The sequence below is a fragment of the Aquirufa antheringensis genome (genome assembly GCF_004307425.1).
In the GTDB taxonomy this organism is placed as follows: domain Bacteria; phylum Bacteroidota; class Bacteroidia; order Cytophagales; family Spirosomataceae; genus Aquirufa; species Aquirufa antheringensis.
Window position 1 is genome coordinate 353,813 of sequence record NZ_SEWZ01000004.1, and the last position, 21,452, is coordinate 375,264.

Below are 21,452 nucleotides of genomic sequence, written 5' to 3' on the forward strand. Positions count from 1 at the left end.
ATGTTCTCCTTCCTAGAAACCATTTGTATACAAGACGGAAAAGCGCAACACCTTGATTTCCACCAAATGCGGGTAAATGAGACTTTCGAACAATTTTTTCCGGAATGGGAACCGTTCGATGTGGAGGAGCTTGTCGCAGAACAGATTTTACCCGTAGAAGGAACCCATCGATTGCGAATTACGTATCAAGAAGATCCGGAAACGATTGAAATCTTGCCCTACACGAAAAAGGAAATCAAACGCTTTGCCTTAGTGGACACAGGAGAAATTGATTACGGCTTTAAATGGAGTGAGAGAGGTTTTTTCCAAACCTTTTTAGAGGCTCATCCTGAAGCGGATGAAGTAATTTTCGTCAAGGACGGAAAGGTGCAAGATTGCAGTATGGCCAATTTAGCCTTTTTGAAAGAGGGAATTTGGTATACACCAGAAGATCCTTTGCATTGGGGAACAACCAGGGCTCGTTTAATTATCGAAGAAGAGATAGAAGAAACTGATATTTTAGTGGAAGAATTAGCCACTTATGAAAGAATTTGCCTAATTAACGTATTTCGACCATTAACGATGGAAAATTCCCTTTCGGTAGCCGATTCTATTTTGTAAATTGAAGTATGTCCACGGATAAAAGTCCCAGTTTTTTATTGCACCAAAAGTTCCCTTTTGAACCTACGCCCTCACAGGCGTCCCTGTTTCAAAAATTAAGTGCTTTTGTACTTAACAAAGATGAGTGGGCTCCGCTTACTTTTATTATCAAAGGGTATGCCGGTACGGGAAAGACAACCGTTATTTCGACCTTAATCAAGATCTTGCCTGCCTTTGGCTATAAAACTCAATTAATGGCCCCTACGGGTCGTGCTGCTAAGGTAATGGCTAATTATGCCAAGAAAAAAGCGAGCACCATTCACAAAAAGATCTATCGCCAAGTAAGCAATCCTCATTCCGGGGCACTGAGTTTTCAGCGAATGAATAATTATGCCACTAACACAGTCTTTATTGTGGATGAGGCGTCAATGATCACAGATGAATCGGATTTTGGAACAAATAGCTTACTAACCGATTTAATCGAATACGTATTTACGAATCCAGAAAATGGACATACGGGCAATAAATTAATCTTCGTAGGAGATACAGCACAGTTGCCACCCGTAGGAAAGAGCCTATCTCCTGCCCTTTCGCGAGATTACATCTCCTCCGAGTTCCACATGGAGGTACTTGACCACGAATTAATCGATGTCATGCGCCAAGATATTGATTCGGGTATATTATACAATGCAACTGCCTTAAGGCAATTACTTTTAGCGAATTCAACAACCATCCAATTTAATACGAAGTCATTCAAAGACATCTTCCGAATGACTGGAGAAAAGATGGAAGATGGGATGCATTATGCCTATAAGAAGTTTGGGAAAGAAGAAACAATTTTACTTACCCGATCAAACAAGAGCGCCGTTCAGCTGAATGAATTCGTCCGAAGAACGATATTATATCAAGAAGATGAAATTTCGAGTGGGGATTTATTAATGATCGTTCGTAATAATTACCATTGGTTAGAAGAGGATTCTCCAGCTGGATTTTTAGCAAACGGAGATTTTGTGGAGATTATGAAAATCAAACGGGAGGAAGAAATGCATGGTCAGCGTTTCCTTGATGTTTCCTTGCGACTTTGCGATTACGAAGACCATCCGCCCATTGAGGCTAAAATCTTGTTAGAAACCTTGCATTCCACGGAATCTGCCTTAGGTAGAGAGGCTAATAAAAAGCTGTATGATTCGGTATGTGAAGATTATGCTCATATTCCCAAGAAAAAGGAACGGACGGAGGCTATTCGAAAAGACCCTTATTTGAATGCCTTGCAGGTGAAATTTGCCTACGCTTTGACCGTTCACAAATCACAAGGGGGTCAATGGTCGGCCGTATTTGTAGATCAAGGTTACTTAAAAGAAGAACAAATCGACCCAGAATACCTGCGTTGGCTCTATACGGCTATCACCAGAGCCACACACGAGATATTCTTGGTCAATTTTCACGAACGGTTCTTTCCTTTATAAATTAAAGGTGGCAGCTACCCCAGCATGAAACAGCTTACCATCATAGATTGTCAATCCTTTATTTAAAGCTTCGTTTTGAATACAAGCTTCAGTCCAGCCCAAATTTGCAATCAGGTGTACATAAGGCAAGGTCGCTTGCGTTAAGGCTAAGGTAGATGTCATAGGTACAGCTCCTGGCATATTAGCCACGCAATAATGAACAATTCCGTCTATTTCATAAATCGGATTCTCGTGTGTGGTAGGCTTACAGGTTTCAATACATCCACCTTGATCCACCGCAACATCTACAAGGACCGTACCTGGAGTCATTTTCTTTAAGTCATCGCGCTTGATTAGATGAGGGGCTTTGGCACCATGCAATAACACCGCACCTACTACTAAATCAACTGTTGGCAAGGCTTCTTGAATCGCATAAGAAGTAGAAAATTGTGTTGCCACATTAGCGGGCATCACTTCATCCAAATAACGAAGACGCGCTAAATTTGTATCCATAATCGTCACATTAGCACCCAATCCAGCGGCCATTTTCGCTGCTTGCGTTCCTACTACACCTCCACCCAGCACTAACACATTCGCTGGCTTTACACCTGGAACACCTCCTAGTAATTTTCCTTTACCCCCTTGAGGCTTGCCTAAATAGAAAGCTCCTACTTGAATCGCCATTCGGCCGGCCACCTCAGACATGGGAGTCAAGAGAGGCAAGCTATGATCAGCTAATTCCACCGTCTCATACGCTATACAAACCGCCCCGGAAGCAATCATTGCTTCGGTTAATTCGCGTGACGCAGCAAAATGGAAATAGGTAAATAAAATTTGATTCTTCTTAATCAAGGGAAATTCTGCTGCTAAAGGTTCTTTTACCTTCACAATCATGTCCGCTATAGCATACACTTCAGCGGCTGTAGCTAACACTTTTGCCCCTGCAGCGATGTATTGCGCATCAGAAAGACCGGAACCCTCTCCTGCTGCAGTCTGCACATATACCGAGTGTCCAGCGGCCGTTAAACCTTGAACTCCAGCTGGAGTTAAGCCTACCCGAAACTCTTGAATTTTAATTTCTTTAGGAACGCCAATGATCATAATCTGTTGATTTAAAAAAGAAAGGCCACCGAAAAAAATCCGCTGGCCTTTACCTTTGATGAAGTATAATACACTACAAATATAAGTAAGGCAATAAAATATCTTGCATTATACCATATAATAAGTAATATTTACTTTGATTATACTATTTCTCAGAAAAAATTCAGAAAACAAGACTCCATTAGATAGAAAAACCGAAAACTTTATGGCAAAAAACACTAATCTGGATGAATTGGATCATAAGATTTTACAAATCATTCAAACCGATAGTCAAAAAACACTCAAAGAAATATCAGAGCAGGTCAACTTATCCCTAAGCCCTACCCACGATCGAATCAAACGAATGGAATCGGATGGTTATATTCAGGGCTATGTGGCCCTTCTAAATCGAAAAAAACTTAACCTAGGCCTATTAGTCCACTGTCAGGTTACATTAGAGAAGCAAAACAGAAAGAACTTTCGGGAATTCGAGTCTGCTATTTTAAACTTCCCAGAAGTAACATCATGCCATTTAGTTTCAGGGAACTTTGACTACTATTTAAATGTTGTGAGTGCGGATGTAGAAAGTTACAATCAATTTTACCAAGAAAAACTAGCGGTTTTGCCGTCTGTCGCACACATTAGCACCTTGTTTGTGATGGATGAAATCAAGCAGACGACTGCATTGCCCGTGTAATTTTGTATCTTTGTATTTCTATTTGGGATCGACCGGTTTTGACAGCTTATGTAGTCCGGTTGTAAGCACGTCGGGAGTTGTAGGCATTTCCTGTTAAAAAAACCTTCGAATTATAGCTGGCAATACTTCGTATGCCATGGCTGCTTAGTCTGATAGACTAACCAATTGCCATCGTTCAGCCCTGTCCAAACTCTGCCGATGGGGGATTCTGAGCGTCGACATGCAGAGTCGCTGATTTTGATTTCTCTAATGAATCAGTAGTATCCAGAGGATAAGTGTTAGGTAAGGTCTGATTTGAACCTATCTAACATCGAAAATGAATCAAATCTAAACGTGTAGAAAGCAGCAGTTCTCTAGGTTTGGACGAGGGTTCGAGTCCCTCCGATTCCACCAGATACTAAAAAAGCCCCTAGTTTTAGGGGCTTTTTTTAATTTATCTACGATAGACTAAAACATACTCTTCTGAGCAGCCATCTTTTCGATTTCAGCTACGGTACGAGGAGAACCTTCCGAAAGGTTTACATTTCCTTTTTCAGTGATTAAGATATCATCTTCGATACGAATACCAATATTCCACCATTTCTTATCGCACTTACTTCCAGCTGGAATGTAGATACCTGGTTCCACCGTTACCACCACACCTGCTGCTAAAACGCGAGGTCCTAAATCATGTACATCCAAACCTAAATGGTGAGAAGTTCCGTGGGGGAAATAGGTACGTGCTTCTTTCTCATTTGCAGCTATCCCTAATTTAATTAAACCTGCATTCACCACAGCACGAGAAGCAGCGTCGATATCACTAAAAGGAGCTCCCGCTTTACATGCTGCAATTCCAGCATCTTGTGCCGCTAAAACAATTTCATATAGCGCTTTTTGAACCTCTGTAAACTTTCCATTCGCAGGAACCGTTCTGGTTACGTCTGCAGAATAACCGTGGTATTCTGCGGCGCAATCACTTAATAGTAATTCACCCTCCTTAATTGTCTTCAAATTAGTGATGTAATGTAACACACATGCATTTTCAGCCGCCCCATTAATACTATTATAACCCGGGTATTCAGAACCCTCCTTTTTGAAATGGTATTCCATGATTGCTTGAGCTTGGTATTCCTTCATCCCCGGCTTTACCGCACGCATGACGTCATTATGACCTAAAACACTGATAGAGGCTGCTTTTTGAATTAAAGCGATTTCTTCAGGCAACTTAATGCCACGTAAAGTTCTTAACGTATTTAAAGTAGATCTAGAGGCCAAAGGCTTAGCGTTCGAAATCACTAAACTATCCACTAGCGATGCCATTCGAGATAAAGGATCTTCTTTTGACTTGTATTTAGCGAAGATACCCTCCGTACGGTACAAAGTATAAACCGAATCAACAGCTGCCAAAGAGATCGATGAACTAGTAAATTGATCATTAATGAACACATTTTCCATTTTACTTTTCGCCTTGAAACCATCCACACCTAAAATTTTGCCCGTCCATAATTCTTTGAAAGGGTCTCGGTTTTGGACAAAAATAAATTCAGTTCCTGTCTTTCCTAACAAGGTCACAGGTTGCTTGAACAATAATAAAACAGCATTAGGCTCTTCTAATCCGGTCAAATAATAAAAATTCTTGTTTTGTGCATATTGAAACTCCGTGTCATTACTACGCTGACGTGTTTGAGATGCGAAAAAGATACCCACGCCTTTGTCAGACATTTTCTCTTTAAAGGCAGCACGGCGACCCGCGTGAAATTCTGGACTTAAATAATCCGTTGGATAATCTTGAGCGATGGCTGATGACAAAGACAATGTCGATAGCAATCCGATGATGAGGTGTTTGATTTTCATTGAATAATAGAAATTTGAATTAGCAAGATAAGAAAAAAGGCTCCAGATGGATCCTTGGAATTAATTTTTTTGGCCAAAATAACGACTCAGCCAAAAACCACAAAGTCCCCAAGCGACTACCGCATCAATCAATTGAGCGCGTAAATCATATACCGGGTACCAAATGTGCTCCGTGTAAGAAGTATTACAAAAGGCCATCAAACCGATCGCAATCGACACTCCCACGATCGTAGAACGACGCGGAATCTTCAATTTTGAAATAATCCAAACCAGTAAAAAAACAATCAAAATATCCACGGCAAAACCGCGAATCATATTCATGGTCATATCCGTTTTGTACGATGGATAATAAATAACACGGGCCCAAGGTTTTCCAGCAATTGATTTAGTAAAACCTTCTAATTCCTCCATCGATTGATTATGACTCATGCGAGGCAAAATATACCCTCCGGGTGCTAATTCCTGTTTATTCAAGAAATGTAGAATCGTATCTTGTTTTGCGGTATACTGCTGAACAGGCTCATGTAAATTCAAGGCTACATGAGACATTGTCTGCCAAATAAAGATGATCAGACCGCCCACTAAGGAACCAATAATGACTTTTTTCATTTTATTCTATTGATTGAACGGCTAAATTAAGAATAAAATGAAAAAACCTATCAAAAATATACTATTTGCTTTTTAAAATTTCTGAACCAGCTAATAAATAACAGCCTGCCCCAAAATCCTCAAAGTTAGGAACGGATGCCTTCGTCACAGGTTGACCATCTTTAGGTTCTTTTCCGGTTCCCTGCACATAGGCTAAAAAACCATTCGGCTGAACACAGGAATCAATGGCTTTCCAACCCTTATCAACTGATTTCTGGTATTTTGATGCGGGCAATAATCCTGAGCGAATTCCCCAGGCCATCCCATAGACAAACAAGGACGTCCCTGTTAATTCAGGACCACCAAAATTGGATTCATCCGTCAAACTCACATTGTAAAAGCCATCTTTACGTTGAAATGGCAATAAAGCAGCAGCTAAGTCTTGAAAATCTTTCACGTATTCTGCTCTGTGAGGTGCATTGGCAGGCATTAAATCCAACGTTCTCGCTAAGGCCGCAAAAACCCACCCATTACCTCTAGACCAATAGCAATTCGTGCCATTGGGCTCTTTATAAGGCGGAATAAAGTCTTTGTCTCTCCACCACAAATGCTCCTGCTGATTATACAGCTTAGCTTTCGTGTCAGCATACAAATCGTGCATTTTAGTAAAATACTTGTCCTCTTTAAAACGAACGCCTAAACGGGTGTACACTGGCATACTCATTTGAAGGCAATCAATCCAGGACCAATCATTGGCCTTTTCTGTGGCGACCATGTTGTCAATATTTTCCTTAATAGGTTTAATGCGAGCTGAATCAGCTTTCAAGTCGAATAAGTCCAAATACACCTGCCCGCAGGCTTGATCATCCGCATTTCTCGTCTTCAAGCCATTGCGCAAAGACCAGCGATGAAATTCGCCCCAGTCTTCCATATACTTCAAATCAGAGGCTTTAGGATCCAATTTGTACAATTCCATCAAGCCCTCATAAAAAACGGCACGCGTCCAAATATTAGAGGGGCGCGTCCTATCAGGACTTACAATTACTTTCGTAACATCTGGCCATACACTTTGGAAATAAGATTTAGCTAGATGCATCTGTTGCAAGACCTGAGTACGATCTGGCTTTGCGGCGAATACACTGAATGGTAATAAGAGAAAAAGTATTTTTTTCATCAGGCGAAATAAAAGACAGGTGTTAAATCAATGGAAACGGGTGAATGATCTGAATTTGTCTCCATAATATCAGCCATATAAGCCCACCATTTTTTCATTACTTCCTGCGCAGGAAGAGAATGAAGTGTCGACAAATCTGGGGCTTCTAAATAACCAAAAAGCATTCGAGTACTTTCATCCAAGAAGATGGAATAGTTTTGAATACCCACCTGATGTAATAAATCGCCTAAATCAGGCCATATTTCATCATGTCTTTTTTTGTATTCCGCCGAATGACCCGGCAACAAATACATTTTAAACGCCTTTCGCTGCATAAGAATAAATTTCTTATTGAAGGCTTAATCACGCTAATTTTACTCAGAAATACGTTCTGTAAATGCCTGCAGCGCCGCGTCATCAAAACCTAAATGCGTCACAAAGCGCACATAAGTGGGACCGAATGGTGAACAATAAATCCCTTTCTCCTTTAATTCAGCCACTTTATCAACAGAAGACATCCCAACAGGTAATTCTACAATAACAATATTCGTAGCTACAGGGAGGATGGATTTTACCCAAGGAAGTTTCTCACAAACAGAAGCAATAACTCTTGCGCGTGCATGATCTTCTTTCAAACGTTCTACTTGATGATCTAAAGCGTAAATTCCAGCGGCAGCTAACAATCCCGCTTGTCTCCATCCGCCACCAAGACGTTTTCTCACCCGTCTCGCCTTCTTGATAAAGTCTGTAGAACCGACAAGAATGGAACCGATGGGAGCTCCTAAACCTTTAGACAAACAGATGGAGATCGTATCAAACCAGTTGCCAAATTGGGCAGGAGTTTGACCCGTTTCGACGATGGCATTGAAAATGCGTGCTCCATCCAAGTGCAAAGGAACATCAATAGAGCGACAAAAATCAGAGATTTCCTGTAAGGCTTCAGAGGTATAAATACTCCCTCCGCCTTTATTAACCGTATTTTCTAAACTGACTAAACGACTTTCACAGGCATGAATATCATCCGGGGAGATGGCTGCTCTAATTTGACCTACATTCAAACGGCCTAGATCACCTTTCAATAATTTAACAGAGGCACCCGCATTCGCCATAATTCCTCCACCCTCGTACAAGTAAATATGAGAAAGTTCGTCGCAAATGACTTCTTGGCCTTTGGAAACATGAACTGAAATGGCAATCTGGTTTGATTGAGTTCCGGAAACACAGAAAAGCGCGGCTTCCTTTTGGAATATTTTCGCCACCTTTTCCTCCAAGGCATTGACCGTGGGATCCTCTCCAAAAACATCATCCCCTAAAGGTGCGGAAAACATCGCCTCGCGCATTCCAGCGGTGGGCAAAGTAAAGGTGTCGCTGCGTAATTCAATTTTCATGTTAAAACTGCTTAAGAAAGGACAATTTAGCTAAAAAACTCTGTTGCTTCTGTTGGGTAGCATCCACACCTTGGTAATTCAAGGTATTAAACACGAGATATACATAGGATAAAGGCTGGTATTCCCAGGCCAAACGCATATTCACCGAATTCAAATTATCGGTCGTATTTTTTTGATAGAAGCCAATTAATTGCAATCGCGGATTGATGGCCATGCGTGTCTCCAAAATCAACAAGTTGACTTCTTTCGTCTCACGAGCCACACCTACGTCTTCAAATTTGCTCCAGTTCCAAGACAAACCTACATTTAAATGTGGGATAGGGGCTACCCGAAATTTAGCATCTACGTTTTGCAGGGATCCATCAAAAAATCCACCCCAACCATATTCTGTAGAGGCCGAAAATTTCGCGCTAGGATCACTTGCCAGTAAAAAGCCTTTTCTGAAATAACGATACGAACCCGGTTTAATGCGAATGCCCACTGGATTAAAATCCTCTTCCAAGTTTTGAACGCTCGCATCAATATAGCCCCCAAGGATACCCCCATTCTGCAGATTAAACCAGAGAGGACCAGAAACTAATTTTTGTTCCACGATATTCCCTGTCTTTAGGCTGTGGTATACTTCGGTGTAAACCCCTGGTTGCCAAAATCGAATAAATGTAGGCAGCCATTTACCCCGCACATTAAAATCGACACCCTGGGAATTCGATAAAACATTTTTCCTGGAAACAAATCCCATTTCAGGATTGTAATCATCTGAAACGACTGTATGCGTCCAATATAAGGTCACTAAATTGTCTTTGTACAGAAATTGGCCATATTCCGCAAATCCCTGTTGACTATTCCGCGAATCCTGCGTCAAAGTACCCATTCCACTGAACGAGAATTTATCATTGAAGCGAATAAAGGCATCTACTGCCCCGGTTGTAGCGACGTTTGAGGGGGAAGATTTTGTGGTAACAATCGCTCCTACCCTATTTTGCTTGCCAAAATTCTCGGAATAACGTGCCACCAAAAAATTAGTAAATGGATCACCATCGCCCTCACCTTGGCGCATATAAATTCCACCCAAATTGCGTTTTTCAGAACGGTAAACAAAGCGAGTTCCAGCCGTGATGGCAATGGGATTCACGTTTTGATCTAATCCAATTGTCCGACTAAAGAAGGGTTGTATGTACATCGAACCACCTACCACCTCATTAACAGGGGCTAACCCAGCTGAAAATAGCGAGGCATTCTCTAAGAAAAATTGACGACGCTCCGGGAAGAAGACTGAAAAACGAGAGATGTTATTTACTTGCCTATCCACATCCGCTTGAGCAAAATCTGTATTAAAGGTAAAATCCATGACGGAAGTAGGACTGATTGCCCACTTAATTTCGCCACCCATTTTAAAGTCTGAGGTAGTAGAATTCCCTATTTCGGTGCCTTCCGAATTCTTCGATACCTGCAAAAGGTAGGGAATAAAACGAATGTTCGTAGCCGTGGGTGGTGGAGGAATAATCCCAGTTAACTTGCCCGCGTAATCCATACGCAATGGACTCATCGACCGGGGATGTGGCGACCAAACCGATAATTCATTACTTGATCGTCGTACCCGGAAAAAATTTATACCCCAATCCTGAGGCTTATTCCCATCCGTTTTAGGATAACGCAAGGTTTGCCAAGGAATGGCAAATTCTGCTACCCAAGAAGAATCCGAACGATGCGTTCTTACTCTGTATAAACCATCCCAATCAATATCAAAAGCTCGATCATCAAAGGATAATAAATCACGCTGCGCACCATAGGCGTTTGATTGCAATACGAGCGCATTACGCTTGTCATTAAATCCATCAATGGCAATTCCGAAAAGATCATTTTCTTCAAAAGCATAATCGCGCTTCAAATTAGGGGCTCGGTAGCTATTCTTCCCTATACTATCTTGTAATATAGCCGCCACATACAAAAATTGCCGATTATATAGTAGTTTAACAGTCGAACCGAAAGAGGCCTTACGTCCTTGAAAAGGCTCTACCTGAAAGTCTACATTCACCGCAGGAGCCTTTACCCATTCTGCCTCATCTAAATGTCCATCCGCTTTCAAGACGTGTTCAATCTTCAACGGCTGAATTTCTTTCCGTTGTTCTAAAGGCTTGAACACCTCCTGGGAATAGCCACAAAAGGAGATGAGGAGTAAAAGATAATAACGCATTTATTTTTTGAGGAAGGATAAATAGCACACACGTATAAAAATAGGCAATCCAACTAAGACCATGGGCGCAAATTGTATTCCTGACCAAATAAGCCCAATCACACACAAAACACCGATGATTTGCAGGTATTTTTTCCATTTCAACGGATCTTTTGCAAACCAAATCACTAGAGGGAAATTCAATGGAAACAACATCAACGATGCCGGATTCCATGCCATCACCTCATGATTAGTGGCCGTTCCTAAAAAGAAAATGAACCAAGCTAACAAACCGACAATGCTAAATAAAGCCACGTCCGCAGCGTATGAAAATCGTTTTTTATAGGTCGCTAACCCCACTAATACGATTAACACACTTAAAATCACATAGGGTCCAGTGAAATCAAAACCTGCTTCCTCTGACACTTCAGCATCAAATAACGTTACCGGGTTAGCTGAAAGTCCTTTAGCCAGATTAGTAGCTGAAGCCAAATTATCCGGCAAATAACACGCCTGTGAGGCTGTCGCCTTTACATTAGATGGAATCCCCAAAGCTAAATTCATTCCCAAGGTCACCCAGGAATTAGGCGCAAGGTATTTATTCATCCAATCCCGATATGATTTACCTTCTAAAGATGGATTCTGAATCCAACGGTATTTTCCAGGTGCATTCCGCTCGATTACATCTCGAATCCGCGTAGAGCAATTATCATAGAAAAATTTGTAGGCATACTCCCTATTTTCAGGCAATAAATTGGTTTCCAATGCTTGAAAAATGGCGTTTTTCTGAAGAGAATCTAACTGAAGCTTTTGGGCAATCATTCCACGCTTTTCATATTGCGCGTTGTAATTAAATTCATCCTGCATCGAATGAACAGAAATGGTATAGGGCAGGGTGCCCATCAAGAATTTCAAATAAAAATTCTCTGTTTTAAAATCGAATGTCCCGAAACTATAGGCCCGATCAATACCATTCAACGGATCATTTACCCACAGAATTGTATGGCCAAATGCCGAATGTAATTCCTTTCCTGGTGCGACGGTTACTAAAACCACTTCTGCCTTAGAACTCAACTGAGCCTTTACAGTCAAAGAAATCAACAAAAATAAAAGGATCTTTTTCATCTATTTTCCAGCAATAACAATCACAATTTCACCTCGCACTTTATCTGGATGCGCCGTGAAATAGGCTAATACTTCTGTAGCCGTTCCTCGCACCATTTGTTCGTGAAGCTTACTTATCTCACGCCCTACCATCACTAATCGATCAGCCGAGATAAATTCGATTATTTGTTCTAAGGCTTTCACTAAACGATGCGGCGATTCATATAGAACAATCGTTCTTTCTTCTTCGGCTAATGCCTTCCAGCGCGTTTGGCGCCCTTTTTTATGAGGTAAAAAGCCTTCGTAAACGAAACGATCCGTAGGGAAACCCGAATTCACTAAGGCCGGAACAAAGGCCGTTGCACCGGGTAATGATTCCACTTCGATTCCATTATCAACACATGCTTTCACTAGGAGATAACCTGGATCAGAGATACCCGGCGTTCCTGCATCCGAAATTAAGGCAAGCGATTTTCCCTCTTTCAGCATCTTGATTACCCCAGGAACACCGGTGTGTTCGTTGTGGGCGTGGTGGGAATACAAAGGTTTGGAGATATTTAAATGCTTCAGTAATTGACCTGAATTGCGCGTATCCTCCGCTAAAATCCCGTCTACCTCTCCTAGCACCCGAATGGCACGCAGCGTGATATCTTCTAAATTCCCAATGGGAGTAGGTACGAGGTATAATTTCATTCCGAAATTTAATTAAATGACCTGAAACAAAAAAAGCGAAACTTTCGTTTCGCTTTTCGCTCTGGTAGAGAGTGAGGGATTCGAACCCCCGGACCTGTAACAGTCAACAGTTTTCAAGACTGCCGCAATCGACCACTCTGCCAACTCTCTGTCTCCTTAAGAGATTGCAAAAGTAAGGCGTTTTTCCAGATTTTGCAATACTCTTCTTCAAAATTTTAGATAAAATTCAAGATATAATCTCTTTTCCCCTGAAAATCAAGGGCATCCGGAATCCAATTAATTTCAATTCCGGCCCGTTCCATTTTCCTAAAATACGTCATTTGGCGTTTAGCAAACTGGTGAATCGCCGTTTCCAAGCCTTTTTCAAATTCCTCTTTGGTAATTATTCCCTCCACATAATTCACGATCCATTTATATTCCAAGCCCATCCAACGCAATTCTTCTGGATGGACCCCATCAAATAAAAGCTGCTGTACTTCCTCTAACATTCCCTCTTTCAGTCTAGCCTGAAAACGAGTGCTTATTTTCTCTCTTCTCGTTTCAGTGGATGGGTTTAGGCCAAAAACGGTATACTTAAATTGAATATCCAAAGGTTCTGACAAGAAATGAGGCACATGAGAAAATTGGTAATTCGCTAGTAAGGATTCTATATACAACCCCGTTCCGCCACAAAGTATGGGTTGTTTTCCTCTCGCAAAAACGTCGTTGATTGCATCAAAAGCGGCCTTTTGGAAATGGGCAACGGAGAAAGACTCTCCTATTTCATGGCTATCGATTAGATGATATGGGATGAAACCATATTCCTTTAAGTCTTTTCCTGTACCAATATCGAGGCGACGGTAAATTTGGCGAGAGTCTGCTGAAATGATTTCGCCATCTAAGGCGCACGCAAGTTCTACGGCCAAAGCCGTTTTACCGCTAGCAGTAGGCCCCAACAAAACGATAAGCTTCTGATCAGTAGACATAACGTAATTTTAAATTCCCTTTATTCATTCGGTTACCCAACTGAATGGGGGCCGTCTCTCCTATTTTGGCAAAGCCTACAGCCAAAAAACCTTTGCCCTTATTCCATTCCTTGTCCACATAAGTCATCACATTATGCGTTTCCGGATGCAAATCTTTGTAGGCCTGTAAGAATTTCGTCAAACCTCCTACGAGACGAATGCTAGAAAGTGTAGCAATTTCCACTAATTCTCCCGAATGACATCCCTCAAGTCCAGCTTCTTTCATCTTTATTGATTTCCCAAAAACCGCCACCGCCAGCAGTGGATGACCCTCGTAAGTATACGAACTTTCAATCCCCCGAAAAACCCGGTGAGGCGGAACGATACAACCTAGGTAGCTGGATCCTTTTAAAAATCCTTTGACGTGTTCTTTGTCTAAAAATTCCCGTGCCGTCTCCGCATCAATCGGAACGATACGCGTATCGCGGGCAAAAACGGAACGTAAAGACTTCACTCGAGCAATTAAATGTTTTTCAATAGAGGAGCGCCGCATGAGCCATTGATCTTCCCCAATACAAATATCACCCTCCTGGCTTTCTCCTGGCATCGCTTTTACGCGTACCTTTGACTCCTCTTGTTGCCACAAGTCATCACCCATCGATTGGAAACCGATCGAAAGGAGGAAATGAGCGAGGGTATGTGGGAACTCTTTTGGCATAAAACGTGTAAATATACAGTAGAATTAGGCGCAAAAGCGCTTTGAAAACAAAAAAACATATTAGAATGGACTATAGATTTGAGGCGAGCCGAAAAGAGGTTTCCACCTTTACGAACCAAGAAATCAGAGATAATTTCTTAATTGAGAAAATCTTTCACGCGGATCAGATACAATTAACCTATACTATTTATGATCGCATGATCATCGGTGGAGCCATGCCTGTATTGAACACCTTGCACCTGCCTAATCCCGAAAAATTACGGGCTAATTTCTTCCTTGAAAGACGCGAATTAGGGATTATAAACGTAGGCGGCAAAGGAACAGTGACAGCGGATGGCGAGTCATTTACCATCGATAAATTAGGAGCTGTTTATGTGGGTCGTGGCGTAAAAGAGGTAAGCTTTAGCTCGGAATCTTCGGATAATCCGGCGCAATTCTACCTATTGTCTTCCCCAGCGCACGCCAATTACCCGAATGCCAAATTAGATCGCGAGCAAGTGAGCACTGTGGTTTTAGGTAGTTTAGAAACATCGAATCACCGTACCATTTATAAATACATTCACAACGAGGGGATTCAATCTTGTCAATTAGTGATGGGCTTGACGATTTTAGAACCGGGTTCAGTTTGGAATACGATGCCGGCACACGTACACGACCGAAGAATGGAAGCCTATTTATACTTTGATGTAACACCAGGTCACGCTGTATTGCATTTGATGGGTGAAACGACTGAAACCAAGCACATTTGGGTGCATAACCACCAAGCGATTATTTCGCCGCCCTGGTCGATTCACAGTGGAGCGGGTACAAAAAATTATTCCTTTATTTGGGGAATGGCGGGTGAGAATAAGGATTATACCGATATGGATTTTGCAGAAATTTCTGAATTACGTTAACATGAAAAAACTGATCGTTCTTTTGTTAGGGTTAAGCACCGCGGTTTCAGCCCAAAATTACTCCGAGCTGATGGCTAAGTCCATTATGCATACCCACACCGATTCCATTACTGTGAAAGTGGGAAAACCGGCGGGCTGGGATTATGAGCAAGGTTTGGTATTGAAAGCTTTAGAGCATGTGTACCAAAGAACGGGTGACGCCACCTACTTTAACTACATTAAAAAGAACATCGACAGTTTCGTAGATGCCACTGGTAACATTCGCACCTACCATTTCGACGAGTATAACTCTGATAACATTACGACGGGCAGAATGCTCCTGTATCTGTACCAAGAATTAGGCGACGAGCGCTACAAAAAGGCCGCTGATTTATTGAGAAATCAGATTTCTCAGCAACCGAGAGATGCGGATGGCGGGTTTTGGCATAAGAAAAGATACCCAAACCAAATGTGGTTAGACGGACTCTATATGTTAGAGCCATTCTATGCAGAATATGGTCAAATCACACAACAAGACAATTGGGCTGACATCGTCAAGCAGTTTCAGTTAATGTACAAAGGCGCGATTGATTCGAAAACAGGGCTTTTATTCCACGCCTACGATCAAGCTAAAGCACAGCCTTGGGCGGACAAATCGAACGGACATTCGCCTAATTTTTGGGGTCGTTCGATGGGATGGTATGTAATGGCCTTAGTCGATGTCCTGGATTATATGCCTAAGAATCACCTATCTAGGGGAATCTTAATCCAACAATTAAATCAATTATCAGCTGCGATCGCAAAGATTCAAGATCCTACTTCGGGTGTTTGGTATCAATTACCGGGTTATCCAGGCAAAAAAGGCAACTATTTCGAGGCATCTTGTTCGAACATGTTCGTTTATGCCTTCGCTAAAGGTGTTAGAAAAGGCTATTTACCTGCTTCATTCCGCAAAAACGCGGAGAAAGGATACGCTGGAATCTTGAAAGAATTCATCACCAAAGACGCGGAGGGTTACATCCATTTAGAGAAAACGGTCACTGTGGGTGGCTTAGGAGGTGTGCCATACCGGGATGGATCGTACGACTATTATTTGAGCGAACCCTTACGCAAAGATGATTTGAAAGGTGTAGGTCCATTTATTCTGGCATCTTTAGAGATGGAGATTGCCAAAGAATTACCCATCGGTGCCGGCAAAAAAGTAGTATTAGACTATTTCTTTAACCACGAGACTAAAAACGGCAATCGCTTCCACTATACTTGGGAGGATCGCAAGGACTCTGGGTTTAACCAATGGGGCATTCAATTTGAACAATTAGGCGCTACGTTAGATACCTTGGGAGCCTCTCCTACGCGGGAGAACTTGAAAGGAGCTTCTGTTTACATCATTGTGGATCCAGATAGCTACAAAGAATCGGCGAAGCCTAATTTCATGACGACTAAGGCTGCAGATGAAATCGAGGCTTGGGTAAAAGCTGGTGGGAATTTGATCTTGTTAGCAAACGACACGACAAACTGTGAGATTCCTCAGTTTAATATCTTAGCTAAACGTTTTGGCATCGAATTCGTCGCTCCTAACTTGAATTTCGTTCAAGGTCGCAACTGGGAGCAAGGTGCTGTAATGATACCGACAGGCAACGAAGTTTTTGATTCAATTAAAAAAGTCTACATTAAAGAAATAACGACATTAAAACTAAGCGGCAATGCGAAGCCACTAGTGAATCACCTAGGTCATGTGGTAATGGCTACAGCGAAAGTGGGTAAAGGAAAAGTATTTGCGCTGGGTGATCCTTGGTTGTATACCGAGTATACAAACAACCGTAGAACACCTCTAGAATTCGAGAATTTCTTAGCGGCTAAGAAACTGGCTATGTATATGCTACGATAATTTCCTCGGAAAGCGAAAACCTGTCATTTTCTCTAGGGTTTCCAAAGGAACCGCATAGGTCTGCCAGTTTTTGTTCAAAACTCGTTCATTTGGAAAAAGTATACACCAGATTTTATCTGGTGTATACACTACTTTCCAGCAATAGGCTGGAACGATGACTCCAGAAAATAATCGATCCTTTGCTCCTATTCCACCGGAATAGATTAATAGATGCTGCCCTTTTTTAATCACAAGCTTTCTGCAATATTCCTCCAGCATCTTAAATGGCCCCGCATTTAATTCATGCGTTTGCGGAACCATATTGGACATCAGAAAGGTCTCATCATTTAAATATTGTGTAGAAGTCCGATCTTGAGAATTACATAAATGCCCACGATCATAGCCTGAATGTTTATAATCCTTTTCATCCACGATCTTAAATCCGCGGGGAAAAGATTCATCTTGGATAAATCTATCGGAACGATGTATCGCCCCTATATCACTAGCCTTCAATGTCCATCCCACCCAATTAGCTCTACCCTCTACCCCATTATAGGACATTACATAGCCTTTCTTCACTGAAAGGTAATTAGTCGTAGAAGCAGAAGAGGCGCCCGAAATATTGGGCACCCCTACTGATAATAATAGACTAAAAATAAAGTTTAAAAGCATTATTTAGCTCTTTTTTCTAAGTCCGCACGTGAAATGTTCATCGTACGACCTACCATTTTATTTCCACGATACGATACGACGCGCAGTAGTTCTGCATCCTTAGGAACAGCCACTAAGCCATTGGCTGTGGGATAATGTTGATCTGGATACGAATTATCAAAGCTATAGTGAATCTGTAAACCCGAGATTTCATTCTTTAATTCTACGAATAATTCACCTTTTGCATTCTTGCTCACATTCACAATGGCCTCGTACATAGAAGGAGCATATTTCTTATCTGCTACGTCAAAACGCGCCATGTGATCTTCCACACGCCCAATGAAATTATCCCAATTCTTGTTTTCATTTGGGGACCAAAGAGATTCAGAAATGGCTAGCGCCCGAGGCCACATCATGTACTGCAAATGGCGGTAATTGAACAATTGTTCCGACCACATATTCGCTTGACCACCTTTCACTAATTTTGCATCCACACCCGCCGGAACTGGATTGAAGGCATACGAATCGGCTAATCTAACTGTTTTATAGACAGGCGGCTCGATGGCTTTATCACCTTGCATTAGATCCACATAGACATTATTATTAGGTGTCATCACCACTTCGTGACCTAATTTAGCCGCTTCTACACCGCCGGCGATGCCACGCCAAGACATAACAGCCGTTCCCTTTGGCAATCCTCCGCCCTCTAAAATCTCATCCCAGCCTAACATGCGCTTACCCTTAGAGGTTATAATCTTCTCTAATCGACGCACAAAATAGGCTTGCACCTCTTGCGAATTTTTCAATCCCTCGCGTGCTCTCAAAGCCAAAATCTCCGGATTTTTATCCCAATAATTCTTAGGGCACTCATCTCCTCCCATATGAATGTATTCATAGGGAAATAGGCTGGCCACTTCGCCCATCACTTTGTCTAAAAATGTATAGACCTTCTCATTCGCCGGACAAAGCGTGTTATCCTGCAAAGCCTCTGGATGTCCATGTGACCAATCAATGAAAGGCTCTCCTGAAATCACTTCATATTTATCTGCACCTGGGGTACAGGAAAGTTCTGGATAAGACGCAACGGCCGCCATCGAATGACCAGGCACATCAATTTCTGGCACGATATTGACGAAACGATCTTGACCATATTTGACCAATTCCTTGATATCTTCTTGCGTGTAGAAACCACCATAATTACGTGGCTCATTAGGCTCAGGCTTAGAGAAAGTCGTGAAACGACCTACTTTCTTCACATTATAGGCGCCTTTCTTCGTCAAATTAGGGTAGGATTTAATCTCGATTCTCCAGCCCTCATCATCCGTCAAGTGGAAATGCAAAATATTGTATTTGTATTCTACCATATCGTCGATGAATTGCTTCACTTCTTGTTTAGTGAAGAAGTGACGAGCCACATCGAACATTTGGCCACGCCAAGCGAAACGAGGCGTATCGGTAATTTGTGCGTAGGGAATCGACCAGTTTACTCCTTTAACGACTGTTTTTGATTCAATTTCTTTAGGCAGTAATTGTAAAAGCGTTTGAATTCCGTAGAATAAACCAGCAGACTTATTCGCCTTGATGGCAACTCCTTTCGCATTCACTTGCATTTCATATCCCTCCGCTCCTAGTTTAGCGTTGTTCACGATTTGCAGTTGAATAGTCGCAGAACCATTATTTTTCAAGGAAACCTGGCGACCTGTCGCCTTGTTTAATTTGGACAATAAGGTCGCATATCCCACTTTCAATTGAGCATCAGAGGGACCTGAAATTGAAATAGCAGCAGGTAAAACGAATTTCCCGGAAGGATATACCGCCTGTGATGGAATGGGGATAATCGATGGGATTTGTGCGGATGAAACGAAGCTTAAGCCTAGGCAAAAGAGTGCAATGATTTTTTTCATAAATAGGTTTTTGTATAGGGTTAAAGTTCCATCAAAATGCAGAATATTCCAAATCGTTTTCTATTTTTGCAAACGAAGCATTATATACAAAACACAAAACCATGAATGAAACTGTCACGCTTGCTGCTCAGCAAGTGGAACTCACACACGCTATTGATACGGTTTGGGTAGCCCTTTGCGCTGCTCTTATTTTCCAAATGGAAGGAGGATTTGCCCTTTTAGAGGCTGGATTCGTCCGTTCAAAGAATGCCATTAGTATTATTGCCAAAGTAATGATCGACATCATGTTCGGTGGTGTTGCCTTCTATTTAGTCGGATTCGGAATTGCCTATGGCAAATCCAATGGCTATTGGGCTTTTGACACTGGAATTATGGAAGGAGACCTAGGCTTAGGTTTGACCATTTCTAATTCCCTATTTTGGTTTATACAAATGGGCTTTGCCGTGGCAGCTATCTCCATCGTTTCTGGCGGTGTAGCTGAACGGATGAAAATGTGGTCATATGCTATTTATGTAGCCATTTTCAGTGCGGTATTGTATCCATTAGCGGCAAACTGGGTTTGGAATCCAAACGGCTGGTTAGCCTTACGTGGTTTTAACGACTTCGCGGGATCCGCAGCCATTCATGCGATGGGTGGATTTGCCGCTTTAGCGGGTGCGATCGTTTTAGGACCTCGTCTTGGAAAATACAACGAAGACGGAACAGCCAATGCGATTCCGGGACATAATTTAACCTTATCGGCGGTAGGAGCCTTTATCCTTTGGTTCGGATGGTTCGGGTTTAATCCAGGTTCTACCTTAGGGGCTGTAGGCAAATGGGATTTAATCGGTTCTGTAGCGACGAACACCTTCCTTGCCTCTGCAGCGGGTGGTATCGCCACCATGTTATACACGTTTATCCGCTATAAGAAAGTGGATATTACGATGGTGATTAATGGTGTTTTGGCGGGTTTAGTGGCCATCACAGCGGGCTGTAATGTGGTTTCACCTGATTCAGCCTTGATTATTGGTTTTATCGCAGGTACGATCGTCGATATCGCGGTAGTGGTGGTGGACAAAATGAAAGTGGATGATCCCGTGGGTGCGGTTGCGGTACACGGTGTAAACGGATTCTTTGGCACGATTGCGGTAGGTTTATTCTCCCAAAAGAATGGTTTATTCATCACCGGCGAAAGTGCACAATTCATCACGCAATTAATCGGCGTTTCCGTGATCAGCGTATTCTCTTTTGCTACAACCTATGCTATTTTCATGGCCTTGAAAAAGACGATGGGCATTCGATTGAGCCATAAAGCAGAATCTGCGGGCATTGATGCCGTTGAATTTGGAGTAGAAGCATACACAACTTTTGAATAATAGCTAAATAAAAACGATATGAAAAAGGTAGAAGCCATTGTAAAACCATCGAAATTAAAAGCTATTCAAAAAGGCTTGATCGATGCCGATATCCCTTGTATGACCGTCGTTCCCGTTCGCGGAGCAGGTTTACAACAAGGTTATTCAGAAATATACCGCGGTACAGAAAAGTCGATGATCTTATTGCCAAAGGTCATGATCATCTGCGTCGTTAGCGACGAGAACCTCGAAAAATGCTTAGATGTCATCCTTGACAATGCCTCAGAGGGCAATGTGGGAGATGGCAAAATCTTCGTTTATGATGTTCAGGATGCGATCAGAATCCGGACGAGGACGAGGGGGATTGAGGCAATTCGATAATAAAAAAAGGGCTTAGGCCCTTTTTTTATTATCGAATGCAAAGAC

Annotated in this window: 20 protein-coding genes, 1 tRNA gene and 1 other RNA gene; 8 read left to right on the forward strand and 14 right to left on the reverse strand. The window is 42.1% G+C overall.

The genetic code is table 11. The annotated features are described in order from the left end of the window. On the forward strand, positions 1-600 hold the full coding sequence (locus EWU21_RS10195; RefSeq protein ID WP_130896857.1) for an aminotransferase class IV: 600 nt from the start codon (positions 1-3) through the stop codon (positions 598-600). An 8-nt stretch (positions 601-608) separates the two neighbouring features. Beyond that, on the forward strand, positions 609-2,045 hold the full coding sequence (locus EWU21_RS10200; RefSeq protein ID WP_130896858.1) for an ATP-dependent DNA helicase: 1,437 nt from the start codon (positions 609-611) through the stop codon (positions 2,043-2,045). Here the strand turns inward: EWU21_RS10200 and ald are convergent. Then, positions 2,040-3,125: an alanine dehydrogenase gene (ald, locus tag EWU21_RS10205; RefSeq protein ID WP_130896859.1), complete on the reverse strand. Its 1,086-nt coding sequence runs from the start codon at positions 3,123-3,125 to the stop codon at positions 2,040-2,042. The two genes, EWU21_RS10200 and ald, sit on opposite strands and share 6 nt — an antisense overlap. Positions 3,126-3,330: 205 nt before the next feature. Between ald and EWU21_RS10210 the strand changes: the two genes are divergently transcribed. Then, entirely contained in the window at positions 3,331-3,801 is a 471-nt protein-coding gene (locus EWU21_RS10210; protein WP_130896860.1) for an Lrp/AsnC family transcriptional regulator, read from the forward strand. A 24-nt stretch (positions 3,802-3,825) separates the two neighbouring features. Then, positions 3,826-4,194, forward strand: a transfer-messenger RNA (tmRNA) gene (gene ssrA / locus EWU21_RS10215). A gap of 54 nt (positions 4,195-4,248) precedes the next feature. Here the strand turns inward: ssrA and EWU21_RS10220 are convergent. From EWU21_RS10220 to EWU21_RS10270, 11 genes are all read right to left on the reverse strand, one after another. Then, positions 4,249-5,634 (reverse strand): aminopeptidase P family protein, encoded by a 1,386-nt coding sequence (locus tag EWU21_RS10220; protein WP_130896861.1) that lies wholly within the window; start codon positions 5,632-5,634, stop codon positions 4,249-4,251. Between the two features lie 60 nt (positions 5,635-5,694). Continuing rightward, positions 5,695-6,243, reverse strand: coding sequence for a hypothetical protein (locus EWU21_RS10225; RefSeq protein ID WP_130896862.1), 549 nt, complete (start codon positions 6,241-6,243; stop codon positions 5,695-5,697). 61 nt (positions 6,244-6,304) lie between these two features. Beyond that, on the reverse strand, positions 6,305-7,396 hold the full coding sequence (locus tag EWU21_RS10230; RefSeq protein WP_130896863.1) for a glycoside hydrolase family 88/105 protein: 1,092 nt from the start codon (positions 7,394-7,396) through the stop codon (positions 6,305-6,307). Next, positions 7,396-7,710, reverse strand: coding sequence for an L-rhamnose mutarotase (gene rhaM, locus EWU21_RS10235; protein ID WP_201738106.1), 315 nt, complete (start codon positions 7,708-7,710; stop codon positions 7,396-7,398). Before rhaM ends, EWU21_RS10230 begins: the two co-directional genes overlap by 1 nt. Positions 7,711-7,749: 39 nt before the next feature. Continuing rightward, positions 7,750-8,763 (reverse strand): threonine aldolase family protein, encoded by a 1,014-nt coding sequence (locus EWU21_RS10240; protein WP_130896865.1) that lies wholly within the window; start codon positions 8,761-8,763, stop codon positions 7,750-7,752. A 1-nt stretch (position 8,764) separates the two neighbouring features. After that, complete coding sequence (locus tag EWU21_RS10245) at positions 8,765-10,957, reverse strand: carbohydrate binding family 9 domain-containing protein (protein WP_130896866.1); 2,193 nt, start codon at positions 10,955-10,957, stop codon at positions 8,765-8,767. After that, positions 10,958-12,061: an Lnb N-terminal periplasmic domain-containing protein gene (locus EWU21_RS10250; RefSeq protein WP_130896867.1), complete on the reverse strand. Its 1,104-nt coding sequence runs from the start codon at positions 12,059-12,061 to the stop codon at positions 10,958-10,960. After that, entirely contained in the window at positions 12,062-12,733 is a 672-nt protein-coding gene (gene rsmI, locus EWU21_RS10255; protein WP_130896868.1) for a 16S rRNA (cytidine(1402)-2'-O)-methyltransferase, read from the reverse strand. 62 nt (positions 12,734-12,795) lie between these two features. After that, positions 12,796-12,883: transfer RNA gene (locus EWU21_RS10260), tRNA-Ser, on the reverse strand. A 65-nt stretch (positions 12,884-12,948) separates the two neighbouring features. Beyond that, a complete protein-coding gene (locus EWU21_RS10265; protein WP_130896869.1) occupies positions 12,949-13,698 on the reverse strand; it encodes a tRNA (adenosine(37)-N6)-dimethylallyltransferase in 750 nt (249 codons plus the stop codon). After that, positions 13,688-14,395, reverse strand: coding sequence for a hypothetical protein (locus EWU21_RS10270; protein ID WP_130896870.1), 708 nt, complete (start codon positions 14,393-14,395; stop codon positions 13,688-13,690). Before EWU21_RS10270 ends, EWU21_RS10265 begins: the two co-directional genes overlap by 11 nt. A gap of 65 nt (positions 14,396-14,460) precedes the next feature. Here EWU21_RS10270 and kduI point away from each other — a divergent pair, with 65 nt between their 5' ends. Together kduI and EWU21_RS10280 are read left to right on the forward strand one after the other, a co-directional pair. After that, complete coding sequence (gene kduI, locus EWU21_RS10275) at positions 14,461-15,291, forward strand: 5-dehydro-4-deoxy-D-glucuronate isomerase (RefSeq protein ID WP_130896871.1); 831 nt, start codon at positions 14,461-14,463, stop codon at positions 15,289-15,291. 1 nt (position 15,292) lies between these two features. Next, on the forward strand, positions 15,293-17,158 hold the full coding sequence (locus EWU21_RS10280) for a glycoside hydrolase family 88/105 protein (protein ID WP_130896872.1): 1,866 nt from the start codon (positions 15,293-15,295) through the stop codon (positions 17,156-17,158). Here the strand turns inward: EWU21_RS10280 and EWU21_RS10285 are convergent. After that, complete coding sequence (locus EWU21_RS10285; protein WP_130896873.1) at positions 17,150-17,809, reverse strand: DNA/RNA non-specific endonuclease; 660 nt, start codon at positions 17,807-17,809, stop codon at positions 17,150-17,152. The two genes, EWU21_RS10280 and EWU21_RS10285, sit on opposite strands and share 9 nt — an antisense overlap. Then, the gene (locus tag EWU21_RS10290) at positions 17,809-19,692 is read right to left on the reverse strand and encodes a family 20 glycosylhydrolase (protein WP_130896874.1); all 1,884 of its coding nucleotides are present in this window, start codon (positions 19,690-19,692) and stop codon (positions 17,809-17,811) included. Before EWU21_RS10290 ends, EWU21_RS10285 begins: the two co-directional genes overlap by 1 nt. Positions 19,693-19,793: 101 nt before the next feature. On the opposite strand from EWU21_RS10290, the gene EWU21_RS10295 reads away from it, so the two are divergent. Then, positions 19,794-21,047 carry an ammonium transporter gene (locus EWU21_RS10295; RefSeq protein WP_130896875.1) on the forward strand — a complete coding sequence of 418 codons (1,254 nt, stop codon included), beginning with the start codon at positions 19,794-19,796 and terminating at the stop codon, positions 21,045-21,047. Between the two features lie 18 nt (positions 21,048-21,065). Next, positions 21,066-21,407, forward strand: coding sequence for a P-II family nitrogen regulator (locus EWU21_RS10300; protein ID WP_130896876.1), 342 nt, complete (start codon positions 21,066-21,068; stop codon positions 21,405-21,407). Positions 21,408-21,452: the final 45 nt, after the last annotated feature.

Coding starts and splice junctions, on each gene's coding strand:
- EWU21_RS10250 (WP_130896867.1), bottom strand. CDS start 12,061: ATGAAAAAGATCCTTTTATTTTTGTTGATTTCTTTGACTGTAAAGGCT.
- EWU21_RS10225 (WP_130896862.1), bottom strand. CDS start 6,243: ATGAAAAAAGTCATTATTGGTTCCTTAGTGGGCGGTCTGATCATCTTT.
- EWU21_RS10270 (WP_130896870.1), bottom strand. CDS start 14,395: ATGCCAAAAGAGTTCCCACATACCCTCGCTCATTTCCTCCTTTCGATC.
- kduI (WP_130896871.1), top strand. CDS start 14,461: ATGGACTATAGATTTGAGGCGAGCCGAAAAGAGGTTTCCACCTTTACG.
- EWU21_RS10200 (WP_130896858.1), top strand. CDS start 609: ATGTCCACGGATAAAAGTCCCAGTTTTTTATTGCACCAAAAGTTCCCT.
- EWU21_RS10240 (WP_130896865.1), bottom strand. CDS start 8,763: ATGAAAATTGAATTACGCAGCGACACCTTTACTTTGCCCACCGCTGGA.
- rsmI (WP_130896868.1), bottom strand. CDS start 12,733: ATGAAATTATACCTCGTACCTACTCCCATTGGGAATTTAGAAGATATC.
- EWU21_RS10195 (WP_130896857.1), top strand. CDS start 1: ATGTTCTCCTTCCTAGAAACCATTTGTATACAAGACGGAAAAGCGCAA.
- EWU21_RS10245 (WP_130896866.1), bottom strand. CDS start 10,957: ATGCGTTATTATCTTTTACTCCTCATCTCCTTTTGTGGCTATTCCCAG.
- EWU21_RS10295 (WP_130896875.1), top strand. CDS start 19,794: ATGAATGAAACTGTCACGCTTGCTGCTCAGCAAGTGGAACTCACACAC.
- EWU21_RS10220 (WP_130896861.1), bottom strand. CDS start 5,634: ATGAAAATCAAACACCTCATCATCGGATTGCTATCGACATTGTCTTTG.
- ald (WP_130896859.1), bottom strand. CDS start 3,125: ATGATCATTGGCGTTCCTAAAGAAATTAAAATTCAAGAGTTTCGGGTA.
- EWU21_RS10290 (WP_130896874.1), bottom strand. CDS start 19,692: ATGAAAAAAATCATTGCACTCTTTTGCCTAGGCTTAAGCTTCGTTTCA.
- EWU21_RS10285 (WP_130896873.1), bottom strand. CDS start 17,809: ATGCTTTTAAACTTTATTTTTAGTCTATTATTATCAGTAGGGGTGCCC.
- EWU21_RS10300 (WP_130896876.1), top strand. CDS start 21,066: ATGAAAAAGGTAGAAGCCATTGTAAAACCATCGAAATTAAAAGCTATT.
- EWU21_RS10230 (WP_130896863.1), bottom strand. CDS start 7,396: ATGAAAAAAATACTTTTTCTCTTATTACCATTCAGTGTATTCGCCGCA.
- rhaM (WP_201738106.1), bottom strand. CDS start 7,710: ATGCAGCGAAAGGCGTTTAAAATGTATTTGTTGCCGGGTCATTCGGCG.
- EWU21_RS10280 (WP_130896872.1), top strand. CDS start 15,293: ATGAAAAAACTGATCGTTCTTTTGTTAGGGTTAAGCACCGCGGTTTCA.
- EWU21_RS10210 (WP_130896860.1), top strand. CDS start 3,331: ATGGCAAAAAACACTAATCTGGATGAATTGGATCATAAGATTTTACAA.
- EWU21_RS10265 (WP_130896869.1), bottom strand. CDS start 13,698: ATGTCTACTGATCAGAAGCTTATCGTTTTGTTGGGGCCTACTGCTAGC.